Raw genomic sequence first — 16,835 nt, 5'->3', positions numbered from 1 at the left:
CGCAACCAAAGCCGTGCCACGTTAGTACACAAGGCAGGAATAGTTATTTCCCCAACCTTGCCCCACCATGAATCTACAAGATCAGCTAAGTCTTCAGCAAGAATTTGAAGCCGCCGTGTCCCGCGTTGACAATATGCCTGGCGACCAAGCAGCCGCCCACATGACCGACCTGTACGGCCTGTACAAGCAAGCCACCCAGGGTGACCATGACACATTGGATCCGCAGAATGTAGGCGACGACACGCCGGACGACCCGAGCGGCAAGCCTGGCATGTCGCAGGCGCAATGGGATGCCTGGAGCAAGTTTAAAGGCGTCAGCCAAGACGATGCTCGTCGGCAGTATATCCAAAAAGTAAATGAAGTAGCCGGCCCCGTTGGCGAACAGGCCACCATTATTACGGGTAGCGGCCAGCCCGTTACCGGCTCGCAGGTAGGCGGCGCGGACGCCGCCTCCGGCCCCGAGGTGCAAGCCAACGACAATACAACCCTGGCCCAACAGCCCACCTCCGGCCCCGGCGTTTCGCAGGGCGGCCTGCGCGGCGACATTACGGCCGGCGCGCCCTACGGCGGCGAAGACAAGCTGAAAGGCGACCAATCCTAAATCACGGATTTCGCCGAATTATTCGGATTGTACGGCTTCAATTAACAAAGGCCACTTCCTTGCGGAAGTGGCCTTTGTTGTTAGTAGTTAGCAAAACAGAGCTAATCTAAGACCAGCGGCAACCGTGCAACCGTGTGTATCCGGTAATCCGGCTACGTCCTTGGTTAAAATATTTTACCAGGATTCATGATGCCATGCGGATCAAACACCTGCTTGATACCTCGCATCAGGTTCAGATTAGCTTCTTTGAGGGCAATACCGACGAATTGTTTCTGCACCAATCCAATACCATGCTCCCCGCTGATAGTGCCGCCCAACTTCACGCATAGCTCAAAAATCTCTCTGATTGGTTGGCGCAGGCCTACGTTCCATTGCTCATCCGTCAGTTCGCCGCGAATGATGTTCACGTGCAGGTTGCCGTCGCCGGCGTGGCCGTAGCACACGCTTTTGAACCCGTAACGGGCCCCGATTTCCTTTACCCCTCTGAGCAGGGTAGGTAACTCGGCGCGGGGCACCACGGTATCTTCTTCCTTGTACACTGAATTATAGCGCACAGAATTGCCGATGTTGCGCCGAATCTTCCAGAGTTCATCTTTCTGGGTAGCATTATCAGCCAGCAGAATTTCTCCTACATCGTAGCGTTCCAACACCGTGTACACCTGCTCCGCCTCCTTGTAGAGTTGCTCCAGATCCTGCCCATCTAGCTCAATAAGCAGGTGAGCTGAAATATCCTCGGGCAAGGTGAGTGGAATCTTTAGGTAATCCGACGACCAGGCAATGGCTTCCCGTTCCATAAACTCCATGCCGGAGGGAATGATGCCTGCCCGAAACACTGCCGACACGGCTTCCGCGGCCTGGGCCTCCTGTCGGAAGGGCACCAGCATCAGAATTGTGTGCTGAGGGTAGGGCAAGAGCCGAAACACAACTTTGGTAATGATTCCCAGCGTTCCTTCTGAGCCGATCATTAGCTGAGTAAGGTTGTAGCCGGTGGAGTTTTTCAGGGTGTTGGCAGCGGTCCAAATGATGTCGCCGGTGGGTAGCACCACCTGCAGGTTCAGCACGTAGTCGCGCGTGGTGCCATACTTTACGGCTTTGGGGCCGCCACTGCTATGGGCCAGGTTACCTCCTAGAAAGCAGCTGCCCTTACTGGCCGGATCCGGAGGGTAGAACAGCCCGACTTCCTTAACTGCATTCTGAAACGCCTCATTAACCACGCCTGGCTCCACCGTAGCCTGTAGGTTGCGCTCATCAATTTCAATGATGCGGTTTAGCCGCTCCGTGCTCAGCACTACCCCATTATGGATGGGCAGCGCCCCACCGCTAAGCCCCGTACCGGCCCCACGCGGCGTAACTGGAATGTGGTTTTCGTGGCACAGGCGCATAATAGCGCTGATCTGCTCGGCGTTAGCGGGGCGCACTACTACATCGGGGGCAAAGTGCAGGTCTTCCGTATGGTCGCGGCCGTAGTCGGCGTATACTTCGGCTTCCACTCGCTGAGCCGTCAGCAGGTGCTGAGCGCCTACAACTGCTTCCAGCTCAGCCAACAAGGCCGGAGTCAAAACTTGATATTTCATATATACAAGGGTGAAATGACCACTTCGCTTATCTTTGCCCCGATGCGGGAACACGTTACGAAGGTACGGCATTCGGCGCAGTGGCAGCGGCCACTTCTAGTCGCCTTATGGTTGATCTTAGGGAGTTGGCTGGCGGCTTGTAGCAGCAGCAAAGTGAATTACCGAAACGGGCGCTATTATTCGGCCCGCGATATGGCGCGCATGAAAGCGGCGGACCGCCGCCGGGGTACCAGCCCTTCGCTGGTTAAATCAAAGGTAAAAACGTCAACGGCAGCTGGAAAAAGTAAAGTGGTGGCCCGGCGCCCTACCCCTACCCGGCCCCTGCCCGCTAACGTACCTCGCCAGATGGCCATGGTTATTGAAACGGCCCGCTCCTTTCAGGGCACCCCATATAAGTTTGGCGGCACTACCCGGCTGGGCATGGATTGCTCGGGGCTCTTGCACGAGTCATTTGCAGCCATTAACGTGGCCATTCCCCGTTCCAGCAACGAGCAGGCCGTGTGGGGGGAGCCCATCAGGCCGCAAGAACTGCGGGCCGGCGATTTGGTATTTTTCGGAGCTTCACCTGGCAGCATGGTGATTACCCACGTGGGATTAGTTACCGAAGCCTCGCCGGAAAGTGTTCAGTTCATTCACTCTTCCAGCTCTTTAGGTGTCGTAGAGAATGCTCTGGAAACTGATTACTACCTAAGCAGATTCATTAAGGCAGTACGACCAATATTGTGAATTTCCCCCTTACCTTTGCGGCGGAAAGTGGCAGCAGTTCTCTTACTGTTCGATAACATTGACACAACTTGGTCTGGGCGTGAAGCCAGACGTTTGTAATTCGTTTTTCTCAGCACACCTCTTTTTTACCAATCCCTCTTTATGAGACGCAATCTTTACGCCTCCGTAGCTATGGTGCCGCTGGCCATCCTGTCGGCGCACGTAGGCTGGGCGCAGGGTGCCACTACTTCGGCAATAAACGGTACCATCACCGACAAGTCGGGGGAGGGCCTGCCCGGGGCAACGGTTATTGCCGTGCACACGCCCACCAACACGCAGTACGTAGCCCCCACCAACTCGGAAGGTCGCTTCAACTTGCAGAATATGCGTGTAGGGGGACCCTACACCATCCGTGTATCCTTCGTAGGCTACAAAGAGGCTGTGCGTGAGAATGTTTTTCTGACTTTGGGTCAGAACCAGCGCATCGACATCAACCTGAGCGAGGCGGAACAAACCCTAGGCGAGGTTGTGGTAAGCGGCCGTCGGGACCAAGTTATCAACTCGGGCCGCACCGGTGCTGCTACTTCCGTTTCACGGGAGCAAATTCAGCGCCTGCCCACGCTAAACCGTAGCCTGCAGGATTTCGTGCGGGTTTCGCCCCAAGCCAACGGTGGTGGCAGCAGCTCCATCGGGGGTGCCAACAACCGCTACAACAACATTACCATTGACGGCGCGGTAAACAACGACATCTTCGGCTTGTCCGGCAGCGGCACGCCCGGCGGCAACGCTGGCGCTCAGCCAATTTCGTTGGATGCTGTGCAGGAACTACAGATTGTAGTTGCTCCTTACGATGTAACGCTCGGTAACTTCACTGGCGGCGGCATCAACGCTGTGACCCGTTCCGGCACCAACGACTTGTCGGCTTCTATTTACGGCTTCGGCCGTAACCAGAACACCATTGGCAAAAGCGTAACCGAGCCCCGTACCAAGGCCGCTGAGTTCTACAACTACCAGACGGGTGTCCGGGTAGGCGGCGCTGTTGTAAAGGACAAAGTGTTCTTCTTCCTGAACGGCGAAGTCGCTCGTCGGAATGAGCCCCTGGCCTTCGTACCCGGCACTTCGGCCTCGCGTCTGGATGTGAACGTTATCAACCAGATTGCCACTCGCGCCGCGGAACGCTACGGTTATGAAGTAGGCTCCACGGAGGTTGACCGCCGCACGGAAAGCAACCGTCTTTTTGGTCGTCTGGACTTTAACTTGTCGCAAAACCACCAGCTGACGCTCCGCCACAACTACGTTAAGGCGTTCGATGATAACATCTCGCGCTCCTCTTCGCAGATGCGCTTTGGCAACAACATTTTTCAGAACAACAACACTACTAACAGCAGCGTAGCGGAGCTTAACAGCCGTTTGGGCAACTTCTCCAATAAGCTGCTGGTGAGCTACACCCGCATCCGCGATAATCGCACGACGCCGGGCCGTCTGTTTCCGACGTTTGAAATCAACGAAGCTGGCAACCGCTACACATTCGGTACCGAGCGTAGCTCCGGTTTCAACGAGTTGGACCAGGACATCTTTGAGTTTACCGACAACGTAACTCGCGCAGTAGGCAAGCACACCTTCACGCTGGGCACGCACAACGAGTTCTTCAAGTTCCGTAACCTGTTCATCAACAACGGGGTAGGCTATTACCAGTTTAACACGCTGGCTGATTTCCTGAACGAGCGGGCCAACCGTTTCCAGGCGGCTTATGCTACCAACAACAACGGCGAAGCTAGCTTCAGCGCCATGCAGGCGGGCGTATATGCTCAGGACGAATACTCGCCGTTGGAAAACCTGCGCCTGACCCTGGGTGTACGTTTGGACGTGCCTTTCTTCTTTGACAAGCCTGGCTTCAACAAAGGGGTTACGGATACCTTCGGTAGCAACATTAGCACCGAAAATACCCCGAACGGCCAGCTGCTGTGGGCTCCACGCCTGGGCTTTAACTGGGACGTGAACAACGACCAGAAAGTGCAGGTACGTGGTGGTACCGGTGTGTTTACCGGCCGGGTACCCTTCGTATGGGTTTCCAACGGCTTCACCAACAGCGGCCTGATTCAGGGCGCCGTGGATGCCCGCCCGGTAACAACCGGCACTGCACCTAACCAGACGACGACCTACCCACCTATCGTAACGGATCCTTCGCAGATTCGCTCTTCGTTTGCAGCCCTGCCCACGGCTGAAATCAACGTAATTGACAAGAACTTCAAGCTGCCTCAGGTGTGGCGCTCGAACTTGGCCGTTGACTTCCGCTTGCCCGGCGACATCGTAGCCACCTTGGAAGGCATCTACTCGAAGACGCTCAACGACATCTACTACAAGAACATCAACCTGGTAGCGCCCACCGGCCGCCTCGCCGGCCCCGACCAGCGCCCCGTGTACCCCGCTACCCGTCAGATCAACCGGAACTACACCAACGTTCTGCAACTCGACAACACTAACAAGGGCTACCGCTACAACGCCACGGCGCAGCTGCAGAAGCAGTTCACCAATGGCTTGAACACCAGCGTGGCTTACACCTACGGGATGTCGAAGGAAGTCAACAGCGGTGCTAGCAGCACGGCTCTTTCCAACTGGCAGTTCAACCAAGTACAGGCTGATCCGAACAACCCAGAGCTGGGCTTCTCGGCTAACGACCGTCGTCACCGCGTTTTGGCAACGGGTGGTTACACCTTGCGCTATGCCGGCGACCGTCTGGCTACCAACTTCTCGGTTATCTATGAAGGCCTAGCTGGCTCACCGATTGCCTACGTGTATGGCGCCGGCGGCCGTGACCTGAACAATGACGGTGCCTTCAGCAACGACCTGATTTACATTCCGCGCAACGCCCGGGATGCAAACGAAATCGTGCTGGTTCGCACGCCTACCTCGAACAACGTAGTGGACAATCGTACGGTAGCGCAAATTCAGGATCAGCTGGAAGCTTTCATCGAGAACGATCCTTACCTGCGTAGCCGCCGCGGTCAGTATGCGGAGCGCTTTGCAGCTCGTACGCCCTGGACTCACCAGTTCGACGTGCGGGTAGCCCAGGACTTCAACTTCCAGGCAGGTGGTAAGAAGAACACGATTCAGGTTACTTTCGACGTTCAGAACGTGGGCAACCTGATCAACAAAGACTGGGGCCGTCAGTATTTTGTGAACAACAACGCAGTTGAGTTGCTGCGCGTGGAAACGACGGGCATCAACACCCGCCCAACTTACTCCTTCCCTTCCACCTTCGCAGCTAACGGCAACCGCGGCTACGATATTTCCGCCTTCGGTTCGCGGTGGCAGGGTCAGCTCGGGGTGCGCTATAGCTTTAACTAAGCTACTGAGCTAACCTACTTTAGTTATATTACCCTTAAAGCGGGCGGAGATATTCTCCGCCCGCTTTTATTTTAAATATCTGGTACTTGCGAGCCTTAATTGTAGCTCAGACTTTCGATTTATATAATAATAGTTACATATAAACATTCATCTTACTGTTGTTATTTTTAATAACATTTTAATAATATCACCACCAGATTAGACCCTCTACTTTTGCAGTCGATTTTCACCAATCCCCCTTGTATGAAAAACACTCTTTACGCCTCTGTAGCTATGGTGCCGCTGGCCATCTTGTCGGCGCACCTGAGCTGGGCGCAAGGCACGACTACCTCGGCCATGAACGGTATCATCACCGACAAGTCGGGAGAGGGCCTGCCCGGGGCGACGGTCATTGCCGTGCACACGCCCACCAACACGCAGTACGTAGCCCCCACCAACTCGGAAGGTCGCTTCAACCTGCAGAACATGCGCGTAGGCGGACCTTATACAGTGCGGGTTTCTTTTGTAGGGTATAAGGAAACGGTACGCGAGAACATTTTTCTGACTTTGGGTCAGAACCAGCGCATCGACATCAACCTGAGCGAGGCGGAACAAACCCTAGGCGAGGTTGTGGTAACGGGCCGCCAGAACCCCGTGATTAATGCAGGCCGCACGGGTGCAGCTACTACTGTGCAGCGTGAGCAGATTGAGCGCCTGCCTACTCTGAACCGTTCGTTTAATGACTTCACTCGCCTTACTCCTTCGGCCAATGGTCAGAGCTTTGGTGGTCGTAGTGGTGCGTTCAACAACATCACCATTGACGGGGCAATTTTCAACAACTCATTTGGCCTTTCTTCTACGGTAGGTGGCCAAGCCGGTGCACAGCCTATCTCGCTGGATGCTATCGACCAGATCCAGGTAAGCATCGCGCCGTTTGACGTTCGTCAGGGTTCCTTCACGGGAGCTGGCATTAACGCCGTAACCCGCTCAGGCACCAACAAAGTACAGGCGTCTATCTATGGTTTCTACCGCGACCAGAACCTGGTAGGCAGCAAAGTAGGCGACGTGGAGTCAGATTACCCCAAGTTTGATCTTAAGAACTATGGCTTTCGGGTTGGTGGCCCTATCATTAAAGACAAACTCTTCTTCTTCCTAAACGCGGAGAAAGAAACCCGTAATGACCCACCAAGCGGCAACTTTATTGCCAACCGTCCCGGCGAAACGGCAGCTCCTGGTGGCAACTCGCAGACTTCCCGCGCTCTGGCTTCTGACCTCAATACGCTCAGCACCTTCTTGCAGGATAAGTATGGCTTCGATGCGGGGGGATATGAGGGGTATAAGCAACGCTCGAACAGCGAAAAAGCAACGGCGCGTTTGGATTGGAATATTTCCAACAACCACCGTTTGAACATCAAGTACAACTACCTCCGCTCGTTGTCAGATGTTCCCCCTAGCCCATCCAATGCTATTGGTGGGGTTCGGGCTCAAACTCAGTTTGGTTTGCCCTTCTTCTCGTCATACTACACCATTAACAACAACCTTGACTCATACATTGCTGAATTGAACAGCACGTTTGGGAGCCGGTACTCTAATAACTTCACGGCTGGTTACTCTCGATTCCGTGACTTCCGTGAGAGTTCCGGGGGTATTTTTCCCTTAGTTGATATCGGCAACGGCACCGGCCTAAGTACGGGTAATAACTTAGCCGCTATTACTGCTAGCAACACACTTACCTCGTTTGGTTATGAGCCTTTTTCGGCTTTTAACATTCTGAATTCCGATGTGTACCAGTTTGGTGACAACTTCACCGCTTACTTAGGTAAGCACAACGTGACGGTGGGCACCTATAATGAGTTGTACAAGTTCAGCAACGGTTTTGCCCCGAACTATTACGGTAACTACCAGTTCAACTCACTCGACGACTTCTATGCCTCGGCTCGTACAGCGGAGGCCCCGAACGGCTACACCCTAGTGAACGGCGTACCTACCCCGCGCGCTACCGGTGCAGGTGCACCTCCTTTGCAAGGTCCACAGCGCTACCAGCTGCAGTACGCTACCAGCGCTGATGGTTCTTTCCCGTTCGCGGTTACGAAAGCGGCCCAGCTCGGCCTCTATGCACAGGATGAATGGTCGCCGCTAAATAACCTGAAGATAACTATCGGTATTCGTGGTGACCTACCTGTTATCTACTCTGATATTGCCCGCAATGAAAACGCGGCTAATCTGACTTTCCGGGACGGAGTTCGTTTAGAAACGGATAAATTACCCAAACGTACGGTATTGTTCTCGCCTCGGGTTGGCTTCAACTGGGACCCGAACGATGATAAGAAAACTCAAGTGCGTGGTGGAACAGGCATTTTCACTGGCCGAATCCCATTCGTATGGCTGTCTAACCAGGCAGGTAACAACGGTGTACAATTCGGCTCTTTTGACCGCCGCGGTGCTGTAGCTACCACTACAGGTACAACAACCAACCCAAACAACTCCGTTTTCCCCTTCGACCTAAACGTAGATGCTTACCGTCCGGTTGGTGGCGCTGCTAACACTCAGTATAACTTGGCTGTTACTGACCGTGATTTTAAATTCCCGCAAGTATGGCGCTCCAACATTGCCATTGACCAGGAATTACCAGGTGGTATTATCGGTACAATTGAGGCTCTTTACACGAAAGACCTCAATGCTGTCTACCAACAGAACGTAAACCTGCCCGGTACCGAGGCCGCTCCTTTCGCTCGTGCCAACGGGGCTGATATGCGTCCGATCTTCTACACCTTTAGCGGCAGCCAAACGAACGGTGTAGTTACCTCAACAGCCAATAACCGCATTTACGGTGCTGTTCCAACAGCGCAAGGCGGCAACACGGCTGCCCGTCCGAATATCACCGATGCTATTCTGATGAAGAATACAAACAAGGGCTATTCGTACTTCGTGACCGGTCAATTGCAGAAATCATTTGCCGGTGGCTTCTATGCTAGCGCTGCATACACTTATTCGGATGCTCGCTCGGTAAATGACGGTGGCTCAATCGCACAGTCTATCTGGCGTGACCGCCAAGTATCAGGTGACCCCAATGCCAATGTACTGAGCTATTCCAACTTCCTGCAGCAGCATCGGGTAGTAGCTTCTGCTTCATACCGCCGGGAGTATCTGAACCATTTGGGCACTACCATTTCGTTGTTCTACGAAGCTGCTCCAGCTGGTCGATTTAGCTATGTGTACTCGGGTGATATGAACGGTGACGGTCAGAATGCCAACGATCTGATGTACATCCCACGGAACCAGAGCGAAATCAATCTTCGCCCGATCACGACTAACGGGGTAACATATAGCGCAGCGCAGCAGTGGGCTGACCTAGATGCTTACATCAGCCAAGACAAGTATCTGAGCAAAAACCGCGGTCAGTATGCTGAGCGTAATGGAGCCTCGCGTCCGTGGCAAAACCGTTTGGACGTGCGGCTGTTGCAAGACATCTTCACCAACATTGGCCAGAACCGTAATGCGTTGCAAATAAGCGTTGATATTTTCAACGTTGGCAACCTGATTAACTCTGACTGGGGTACTTTCCAGACCGCCAACCGGGTAAACCCTCTGACTTGGGCTGGGTATAACGCCCAAGGCCAACCGGTATTCGAATACCGCTACCTGACCAATCCTACCTCGACGACCGTTAATGGTACGACGACCGTAACACCCGGAACTCCGCTGTCGAGAACCTTCCGCGACGACACCGGTGGTATTGGTTCACGCTGGCAGGCACAGGTAGGCATACGCTACCTGTTTAACTAAGCCTCAACTACTTACCTACTCAAAAGTGGGCTGACGATACCGTCAGCCCACTTTTTTTGGTGGTAGTGAGCAAAAAAAGTTTGCTTTTTTTTGTCCTTCCTCTTGCAGAACCGAAAAGCTACCGTACTTTTGTCACACCAAACGCAACCGGCGAATGGGTTACAACCAAACGGGGGATTAGCTCAGCTGGCTAGAGCGCTTGCATGGCATGCAAGAGGTCATCGGTTCGACTCCGATATTCTCCACTCCCGTTCTGAAAAGCCTGACTTACCGGTCAGGCTTTTTTTGTGTATATCCTTCCGGTGACAACTGCTAGATAACGCAAAAGGCCGCTTCCCTGTTCTGTTGGGAAGCGGCCTTGTGTATTATGTCACCTAGTGGCTATACGAATAGGCCTTCCACGGACAGGTACCGCTCGCCGGTATCGTAGCAGAAAGTAAGCACACGGCCACCCTGCGGCACTTCATCGAGCTTCTTGGCAACGGCAGCTAGCGAGGCGCCGGAAGAAACCCCAATAAACAAACCCTCCTCGCGCGCCGCGCGCCGGGCATAATCAAAGGCCTCCTGCTGGCTTACCTGAATGGTGCCGTCCAGAACTTCGGTGTGCAGGTTATCCGGGATGAAGCCAGCCCCAATGCCTTGGATGGGGTGCGGGCCCGGAGCCCCACCGCTGATAACAGGGGAGAGCTCCGGTTCTACCGCGAAAGTCTTCATCTGGGGAAAGTGGGGCTTTAGCACCTCCGTAACAGCCGTAATATGGCCGCCGGTGCCCACCCCCGTGATGTGGAAATCAAAGCCTTCGGGGGCATCACGCAGGATTTCCTGGGCGGTAGTTTCGGCGTGCACCTTAATGTTGGCGGGGTTGCTGAACTGCATGGGCATCCAGGCGCCGGGTGTATCCCGAACCAGCTCGTGGGCCTTTTCAATAGCACCCTTCATGCCCTTTTCCCGGGGGGTAAGCTCCAGATTGGCGCCGTAGGCTGCCATCAGGCGCCGGCGCTCAATGCTCATGCTCTCGGGCATTACCAACGTCAGCTGGTAGCCTTTTACGGCCGCAACCATGGCCAGGCCCACGCCCGTGTTGCCGGAGGTAGGCTCCACAATTACGCTGTCAGGCGTCAGGATACCGTCGCGCTCGGCTTGCTCGATCATGCTCAGCGCAATCCGGTCCTTGATGCTGCCGCCGGGGTTGGCGCGTTCGAGCTTCACCCATACCTCCACATCGGGGCGGTGGGCGAACAGTTTGTTGAGGCGCAGCAGCGGCGTGTTGCCGATGGTATCCAGAATGGAAGTGGCTTTCATGGGAGTTGAGGTGATGAAGTGTGAAGGTAAATGGTGGCAGGTAACAGGTGAATAGCGAGAAGGTGAGGAGGTAGTAGTTGTGGGGCGAGGCTGGATTCTTTCAGGCTTTGCCTCAGCAGAAAGGCCTCGCTTGTTACCTGTCACCTGTCGCTTATCCCCCCAAAACCTTTAGATAGAGAAGGTGATGTCCTCGGCGGGGTCCTGGGAGCGGGTGACGTGAATGTGCGCCCGGTGGTAAACGCGCGAGTGCGAGGGTACACTCTCGGTTAGCCACACGTTGCCGCCAATAATGCTGTGGCTGCCCACCGTGGTATTGCCGCCCAAAATAGTAGCTCCGGCGTAAATCACCACGTCGTCTTCAATGGTTGGGTGGCGCTTGATGCCCTGCAGCTGTTTGGCTACGCTTAAGGCGCCCAAGGTTACGCCTTGAAAAATCTTGACGCCGGACCCAATTACGCAGGTTTCGCCAATGACCAGACCGGTGCCGTGGTCGATGCAGAAGGAAGGCCCGATGCGGGCGCCGGGGTGAATATCGATGCCCGTGCGCTGGTGGGCGTATTCGCTCAGGATGCGGGGTACGCGGGCGATGCCGCGCTGGTGCAGCCCGTGCGCGAAACGGTGCATGGCAATAGCATAAAACCCCGGATAGGTTGCTACTACTTCGGCCAGGCCCTGGGCGGCCGGGTCGGCGGCCAGAATGGCGGCGGCATCCTGGAGCAGCATGGCGCGCAGGGCCGGTAAGGAGTTCATCAGGCTGCCAGCCAGCTCAGCCGCCGGCTCGGGCGTGGGCACGGCCCGCAGCAAAGTGGTCAGATCGTTCTGAAGCTGGTCGAGGGTAGCAGCTACAGCATCGGGGTTACGCAAGGGGCGGGCCGAGCGCTCCGGGAACAGCACCTGCAACAGGTGTTCGGCCAGCTGGCAAAAGTCCTCGGCCGGCAGGGGCACTGCCGTGTGGGCGTGAGCCTGGGTCAGGGCCTGAATAAACGGATGGTTGGCAGAAAACATGGGCAACGGAAGCCTACGAAAGGTCGGCAAAGCGGGGGCAACATCTGGCCGCGACATTTTTCAACCGCGGGCCAAGCCGAAAGTTTAGGATTCGGGCAAGGTAGTAACCCGGTTTTGATTGGCCGCGTTAGCAGGGTAGTTACCCCTCATTCACTTTATCTTTCTGTTTCATGGCTGATACCACCATCACCAAAGTTGATTCCCGCTTCTCCCCCACCGGCGCAGATGGCGAAAAATACCTGGCCTCCGGCGTGCACGTAGCCATGCGCCTGTGGGAAGACGAGCAGCCCAGCGAGGCCAAAGAACCCAGCGCGCGCCCCTACGAAACCGTCGGCTACGTGCTCAAGGGCCGGGCTGAGCTGCACATTGAAGGGCAGATGGTTGTGCTGGAACCCGGCAACTCCTGGGTGGTGCCCAAGGGCGCCTCGCACACCTACAAAATACTGGAAGCCTTTTCCGCAGTGGAAGCCACTACCCCACCCGCCCAGGCCCACGGCCGCGACGAGGAATAATTTCCCGGAAACCCCTTACAGCAACGGCCCCCACTGCACCAGGCAGTGGGGGCCGTTGCCTTACGGCCAGCACAGTAAGCTATTTAATCAGCTCCACCCGGTCGATTCGGTCGCCGATATCCAGGCGGCTGACCACATCCATTCCCTGTACTACCTGCGCGAAAATAGTGTAGCGGCCGTCGAGGTGGGGCGTAGGGGCATGGGTGATAAACCACTGACAGCTTTCCGTATCCTTGCCGGCCGAGGCCAGGCCCACGGCCCCTTCCCCGTACCGCAGGTCAGCAAATTCAGAGCGCAGGTTGTAGTCGGAGCTACCCCAGCCGTCGCCGCGGGGGCAGCCGCCCTGGGCCACGAAGTTGGGCACAACGCGGTGGAAATTCTTGCCGTTGTAGAAGCCCTGGCGCGTCAGGGCCACGAAACTGGCCACCGAGCCCGGAGCCTGCTCCACTAACAGGCGCAGCACCACGTCGCCCTTGCTGGTGCGCACCGCTACCCGCTGCCCGGCCGGAATAGTACTTACCAACGCCCAATCAATGGGGTGCGTGGCAGCTTTGGCGACTGGCGTAGTAGTAGCGGGCTGGTTTTGCAGAAAGTCGATGGTTTGCTGCAAGGACTGCCAGGCCTCCAAATCCCGGGGCAGGGTGAGCTGGTCGCGGGCCTGCATCAGAAAATCAGGGCTAGGCAGGAGCTTGCGCAGGTTTAGCTTCGGGTCGCGGATGGCTTCGGCGGCCGTACCCATCACGGCTACATCCCGGCTGAGCACGCCCCGGCGCAGGGCCAGGGCCAGGTCGGGGTGGCGGCTGGCAGGAAAGGTAGGTTGGCGGCTCATGGCCACCAGGGCCTCCATGCCGTAGGTGCTTACTACCAGGGGCTGCCCTTGAACGAAAGTTGCCCGCTGCACAAAGTCAAAGGCCTCGGGGTCTTCGCCCAGGGCTTTCAGCAGATATCCTTTCTCGTAGGGGTCAGTGGCGGCGGCGTAGCGCTCCTGCACGGCCCCCCGAATAGCGGCTTGCTCCGGGCTGGCTTGGTGCAGGGCGGCGGCCAGCAGCGTGGCCCGCACCCGCCACTGGTCCAATCGGTTGGCTTTCTCCAAAAATAACGTACCGGGTTCGTTGGTGGCGTGGGCCAGGAAGAACTCGGCGGCCGATAGAGCAACCTGGGCGTTGGGGTCGGTTAGGGCTTGCCAAGCAGCTTCCTTCACCGGGGCGTACATCTGCGCGTTCATGGCCCGCAGCGCACTGACCCGCACCCGATAGTCCGGGTCGCGCCGCGCCAGAGTGGCCAGCAGAACGGGCACCGTGGGGGCAGCTGCTGCTTTGCTGAGGGCAGCCGTGGCAGCGCTGCGCACCGCGTAATGGGCATCTTGCTGGGCAACGGCACCAACGGCTGCGGCATAGGAAGCTAAGTTAATGCCGCGGGTGCGGGCCAGGGCGTTGGCCGCCGCCAGCCGGGCGCTTACCGGGTTACCCGGCCCCAGCAGTTGCACCAACCGGCTCACTGCTCCCTCCGATGTGAGGCCCCGCAGGCCGGCCCGGTACAACCCCCAGGCTTGCCCACTCAGGGCAGCCGTGTCGGTGGCTAGCGCGGGGGGTAGGCGGGCGAGGGTCGTTAGCCCGGCCCGGGAGGTGCAGCGCCCCAGGGCCTCCAGCACGTAACGGCGCACTGCCCCGTCGGGCTCGGCGCTAATGCGCTGGGTAAGGCCAGCTTCTGCCGTAGAATCAGCCGTTTGCCCCAGGGCGTAGGCCGCCGCCCGCCGCACGGTGGCATCCGCATCTTCGCGCAGCCGGGTGAGCAGGGGCATGGTAGCCTCCTTGCTCTGCACCGAGGCCAGGGCTTCGGCGGCGGCGCGGCGGTAGTGGGCTTCGGGGCGGCTGAGGTAGGGTAGCAGCGCGGCCGCCCGGCGCTCATCCTGGGCCGTAGCAATGCGGCGCAGCACGGTGTCGGCGGCAAACTGGTTGGGGGCGGCCGGGGCGGCGGAGGAAAGCGGGCGGGGGGCGCAGGCAGAAAGCAAATAGCTGCTGGCCGCGGCTACGGCAGCGGCCCGGCACAGGGCGGAGTAGGTCATGGTCGGCCTAAGTTAGAAATTGCCACGACAAGCAACTACACCACGGCAACCAGCATCTGCTTAGCAACTGCCCACCTGACCTAGTGCGGCGGGACGAGAGTATTTCCTTGCCTGCATGTAGGGAAACCTATTTATAGTAGCATCTTTACGGCAATACTACCTTATCCATGCCTGGCTCTAAACTACTGCTGCTTGCCTGTATGCTGCTGCTGGGCGCCGGAAGCAGCTGGGCCCAGAGCCGGCCGCCGGAGCCCGTGCCGGCCGGCTCCGCCCAGAAGGAACTCACCGTGCGCGTGACGCTGCCAACCGTGGTCGGCGTTATTGGCGAATACGCGGGCATTCTTTCTTCCCGGGAAAAGGGCAAGCTCAAAACCCTGACAACCCGGGGGCAGCCTCGCACCAGCAACCCGGTTCTGGTGCTTACCATTCCGCTACCCAAAATCTGGGCCGACCGCAAGGCGAAGTAAACCGGCCGCGCGACTTGCTTTTTTAGGTCTGACTTCTACCTCTCCCCCCTCTTCCGGCCCTCTCCGAACTGATTTTGCCCATGGATCTTAATGCGGACGTGTTGTTGAGCGTGGTGGTGGCGTTGTTTATCGTGCGCGGGTTGCGCCGTTTTTTGGACTTGCCCACCCGGCTGCCCCGTATCAACCGCCTGCTCAACTGGATCTGGGCACCGGGCCTGGCCCTATTTGTGGTGGCGCGGGCCGTGCACTGGAAGTCCGACCAGCTCGATGAGCTGTACATGCTTTTCGTGCTGGGGGTAGTAACGGTCATTCTGAGTAGTGTGCGCTCTTACCGGCCCGCCCGTACGCTGCTGCTGGCCGTGGCCCCCTTCGTGCTGTATTCGGTGCTGGAACTGCTACTGCCGGCCCTGAGCAGCAGCATTCTGGAGGAGTACGACGCTACGTTTGAAAACTCCAAGGGCTTTGCCTTTATCTGGCTGTTTACCTTTCTGCTGATTGCCCGCAGCCAGAAAAAGCAGCTGGAAAAAGAACGGCTGGAGCGGGAAGAAGAGGAAAAGGCCCGCCAGCTGATTGCGGCCCACAACCAGGAGCTGGAGCGGCTGGTAGCCGAGCGCACCGCTACCCTCACCCAACAGGCCGAGGAGCTGCGCGAGGCCCTGACGGAGTTGAAAACCACTCAAACCCAGCTGATCCAGGCCGAAAAAATGGCTTCCCTGGGTGAGCTGACTGCCGGCATTGCCCACGAAATCCAGAACCCGCTCAACTTCGTCACCAATTTTTCCGATGTCAGCGCCGAGCTGATAACGGAGCTGGAAGAAGAGCAGCAGCGCCCCACCCGCGACCCGGAGCTGGAGGCCGAGCTGCTCGGTGACCTAAAGCAAAACCTGCTCAAAATCACCCACCACGGGCAGCGCGCCGCCAGCATCGTGCGCGGTATGCTGGAGCACAGCCGGGCCAGCACCGGCGAGCGGCAAGCCACCAACCTGAACGGGCTGGCCGATGAGTACCTGCGCCTGGCCTACCACGGCCTGCGGGCCAAGGACAAGAGCTTTAACGCTACCCTCGTCACGAACTTCGACCCGAACCTGGGCACGGTAGAGGCCGTGTCGCAGGACGTGGGGCGGGTACTACTGAATTTATTTACCAACGCTTTTTATGCCGTGCAGAAGCGCAAGGAGTTAAACCAGCCCGGCTACTCCCCCATCGTAACCGTGAGCACGCGCCACCTGTCAAACGGCGACGTAGAAGTACAGGTGCGCGACAATGGCATGGGCATTCCGCAGGCCGTAGTTGACAAAATCTTCCAGCCGTTTTTCACCACCAAACCTACCGGCGAAGGTACGGGCCTGGGCCTGTCCTTGAGCTACGACATCATCACGAAAGGCCACGGCGGCACGCTCACGGTAGAAACCACCGAGGGCAGCGGCACTACGTTTAGTATCACGCTGCCGGCCTAGGCCCCGCGCGGTGGCTTCCCTTCCCCTTCCCGAT

11 protein-coding genes and 1 tRNA gene are annotated in these 16,835 nt (G+C 57.3%); 8 read left to right on the top strand and 4 right to left on the bottom strand.

The genetic code is table 11. The features are described 5' to 3' along the window. Positions 1-67: 67 nt before the first annotated feature. The gene (locus tag IEW18_RS16005) at positions 68-601 is read left to right on the top strand and encodes an acyl-CoA-binding protein (RefSeq protein ID WP_188558869.1); all 534 of its coding nucleotides are present in this window, start codon (positions 68-70) and stop codon (positions 599-601) included. Between the two features lie 164 nt (positions 602-765). Here the strand turns inward: IEW18_RS16005 and IEW18_RS16000 are convergent, their stop codons facing one another. Beyond that, positions 766-2,175 (bottom strand): FAD-binding oxidoreductase, encoded by a 1,410-nt coding sequence (locus IEW18_RS16000; RefSeq protein ID WP_188558868.1) that lies wholly within the window; start codon positions 2,173-2,175, stop codon positions 766-768. A 192-nt stretch (positions 2,176-2,367) separates the two neighbouring features. Between IEW18_RS16000 and IEW18_RS15995 the strand changes: the two genes are divergently transcribed. The 4 genes from IEW18_RS15995 (at position 2,368) to IEW18_RS15980 (ending at position 10,238) form a co-directional block, all read left to right on the top strand. Further along, positions 2,368-2,901, top strand: a complete 534-nt coding sequence (locus tag IEW18_RS15995) for a C40 family peptidase (protein WP_229728781.1) — start codon at positions 2,368-2,370, stop codon at positions 2,899-2,901. Positions 2,902-3,042: 141 nt separating this feature from the next. Next, the gene (locus tag IEW18_RS15990) at positions 3,043-6,228 is read left to right on the top strand and encodes a TonB-dependent receptor (protein WP_188558867.1); all 3,186 of its coding nucleotides are present in this window, start codon (positions 3,043-3,045) and stop codon (positions 6,226-6,228) included. 213 nt (positions 6,229-6,441) lie between these two features. Next, positions 6,442-9,993, top strand: a complete 3,552-nt coding sequence (locus IEW18_RS15985) for a TonB-dependent receptor (RefSeq protein WP_188558866.1) — start codon at positions 6,442-6,444, stop codon at positions 9,991-9,993. Positions 9,994-10,164: 171 nt separating this feature from the next. Continuing rightward, positions 10,165-10,238 (top strand) — tRNA-Ala (locus IEW18_RS15980). A gap of 136 nt (positions 10,239-10,374) precedes the next feature. Here the strand turns inward: IEW18_RS15980 and cysK are convergent. Both cysK and IEW18_RS15970 read right to left on the bottom strand, forming a co-directional pair. Further along, complete coding sequence (cysK, locus tag IEW18_RS15975) at positions 10,375-11,295, bottom strand: cysteine synthase A (protein WP_188558865.1); 921 nt, start codon at positions 11,293-11,295, stop codon at positions 10,375-10,377. A 168-nt stretch (positions 11,296-11,463) separates the two neighbouring features. Next, positions 11,464-12,300, bottom strand: coding sequence for a serine O-acetyltransferase (locus tag IEW18_RS15970; protein ID WP_188558864.1), 837 nt, complete (start codon positions 12,298-12,300; stop codon positions 11,464-11,466). A 170-nt stretch (positions 12,301-12,470) separates the two neighbouring features. On the opposite strand from IEW18_RS15970, the gene IEW18_RS15965 reads away from it, so the two are divergent. Continuing rightward, entirely contained in the window at positions 12,471-12,812 is a 342-nt protein-coding gene (locus IEW18_RS15965) for a cupin domain-containing protein (protein WP_188558863.1), read from the top strand. Positions 12,813-12,891: 79 nt separating this feature from the next. On the opposite strand, the gene IEW18_RS15960 is transcribed toward IEW18_RS15965, so the two are convergent. Further along, a complete protein-coding gene (locus IEW18_RS15960; protein ID WP_188558862.1) occupies positions 12,892-14,877 on the bottom strand; it encodes a peptidylprolyl isomerase in 1,986 nt (661 codons plus the stop codon). A 167-nt stretch (positions 14,878-15,044) separates the two neighbouring features. Here IEW18_RS15960 and IEW18_RS15955 point away from each other — a divergent pair, with 167 nt between their 5' ends. Next, on the top strand, positions 15,045-15,344 hold the full coding sequence (locus IEW18_RS15955) for a hypothetical protein (RefSeq protein WP_188558861.1): 300 nt from the start codon (positions 15,045-15,047) through the stop codon (positions 15,342-15,344). An 80-nt stretch (positions 15,345-15,424) separates the two neighbouring features. Further along, positions 15,425-16,801, top strand: coding sequence for an ATP-binding protein (locus IEW18_RS15950; RefSeq protein ID WP_188558860.1), 1,377 nt, complete (start codon positions 15,425-15,427; stop codon positions 16,799-16,801). Positions 16,802-16,835: the final 34 nt, after the last annotated feature.

The sequence above is a fragment of the Hymenobacter glacieicola genome (assembly GCF_014640315.1).
Lineage (GTDB): Bacteria > Bacteroidota > Bacteroidia > Cytophagales > Hymenobacteraceae > Hymenobacter > Hymenobacter glacieicola.
Note: the sequence above shows the minus strand (reverse complement) of the source record. Positions and strands in the feature narration are given on the sequence as shown.

Bases quoted from the DNA above. Each gene is read 5' to 3' on its own strand.
- IEW18_RS15990 (WP_188558867.1), top strand. From the start codon at position 3,043: ATGAGACGCAATCTTTACGCCTCCGTAGCTATGGTGCCGCTGGCCATC.
- IEW18_RS15995 (WP_229728781.1), top strand. From the start codon at position 2,368: ATGGCGCGCATGAAAGCGGCGGACCGCCGCCGGGGTACCAGCCCTTCG.
- IEW18_RS15950 (WP_188558860.1), top strand. From the start codon at position 15,425: ATGGATCTTAATGCGGACGTGTTGTTGAGCGTGGTGGTGGCGTTGTTT.
- IEW18_RS16000 (WP_188558868.1), bottom strand. From the start codon at position 2,175: ATGAAATATCAAGTTTTGACTCCGGCCTTGTTGGCTGAGCTGGAAGCA.
- cysK (WP_188558865.1), bottom strand. From the start codon at position 11,295: ATGAAAGCCACTTCCATTCTGGATACCATCGGCAACACGCCGCTGCTG.
- IEW18_RS15955 (WP_188558861.1), top strand. From the start codon at position 15,045: ATGCCTGGCTCTAAACTACTGCTGCTTGCCTGTATGCTGCTGCTGGGC.
- IEW18_RS15970 (WP_188558864.1), bottom strand. From the start codon at position 12,300: ATGTTTTCTGCCAACCATCCGTTTATTCAGGCCCTGACCCAGGCTCAC.
- IEW18_RS16005 (WP_188558869.1), top strand. From the start codon at position 68: ATGAATCTACAAGATCAGCTAAGTCTTCAGCAAGAATTTGAAGCCGCC.
- IEW18_RS15960 (WP_188558862.1), bottom strand. From the start codon at position 14,877: ATGACCTACTCCGCCCTGTGCCGGGCCGCTGCCGTAGCCGCGGCCAGC.
- IEW18_RS15965 (WP_188558863.1), top strand. From the start codon at position 12,471: ATGGCTGATACCACCATCACCAAAGTTGATTCCCGCTTCTCCCCCACC.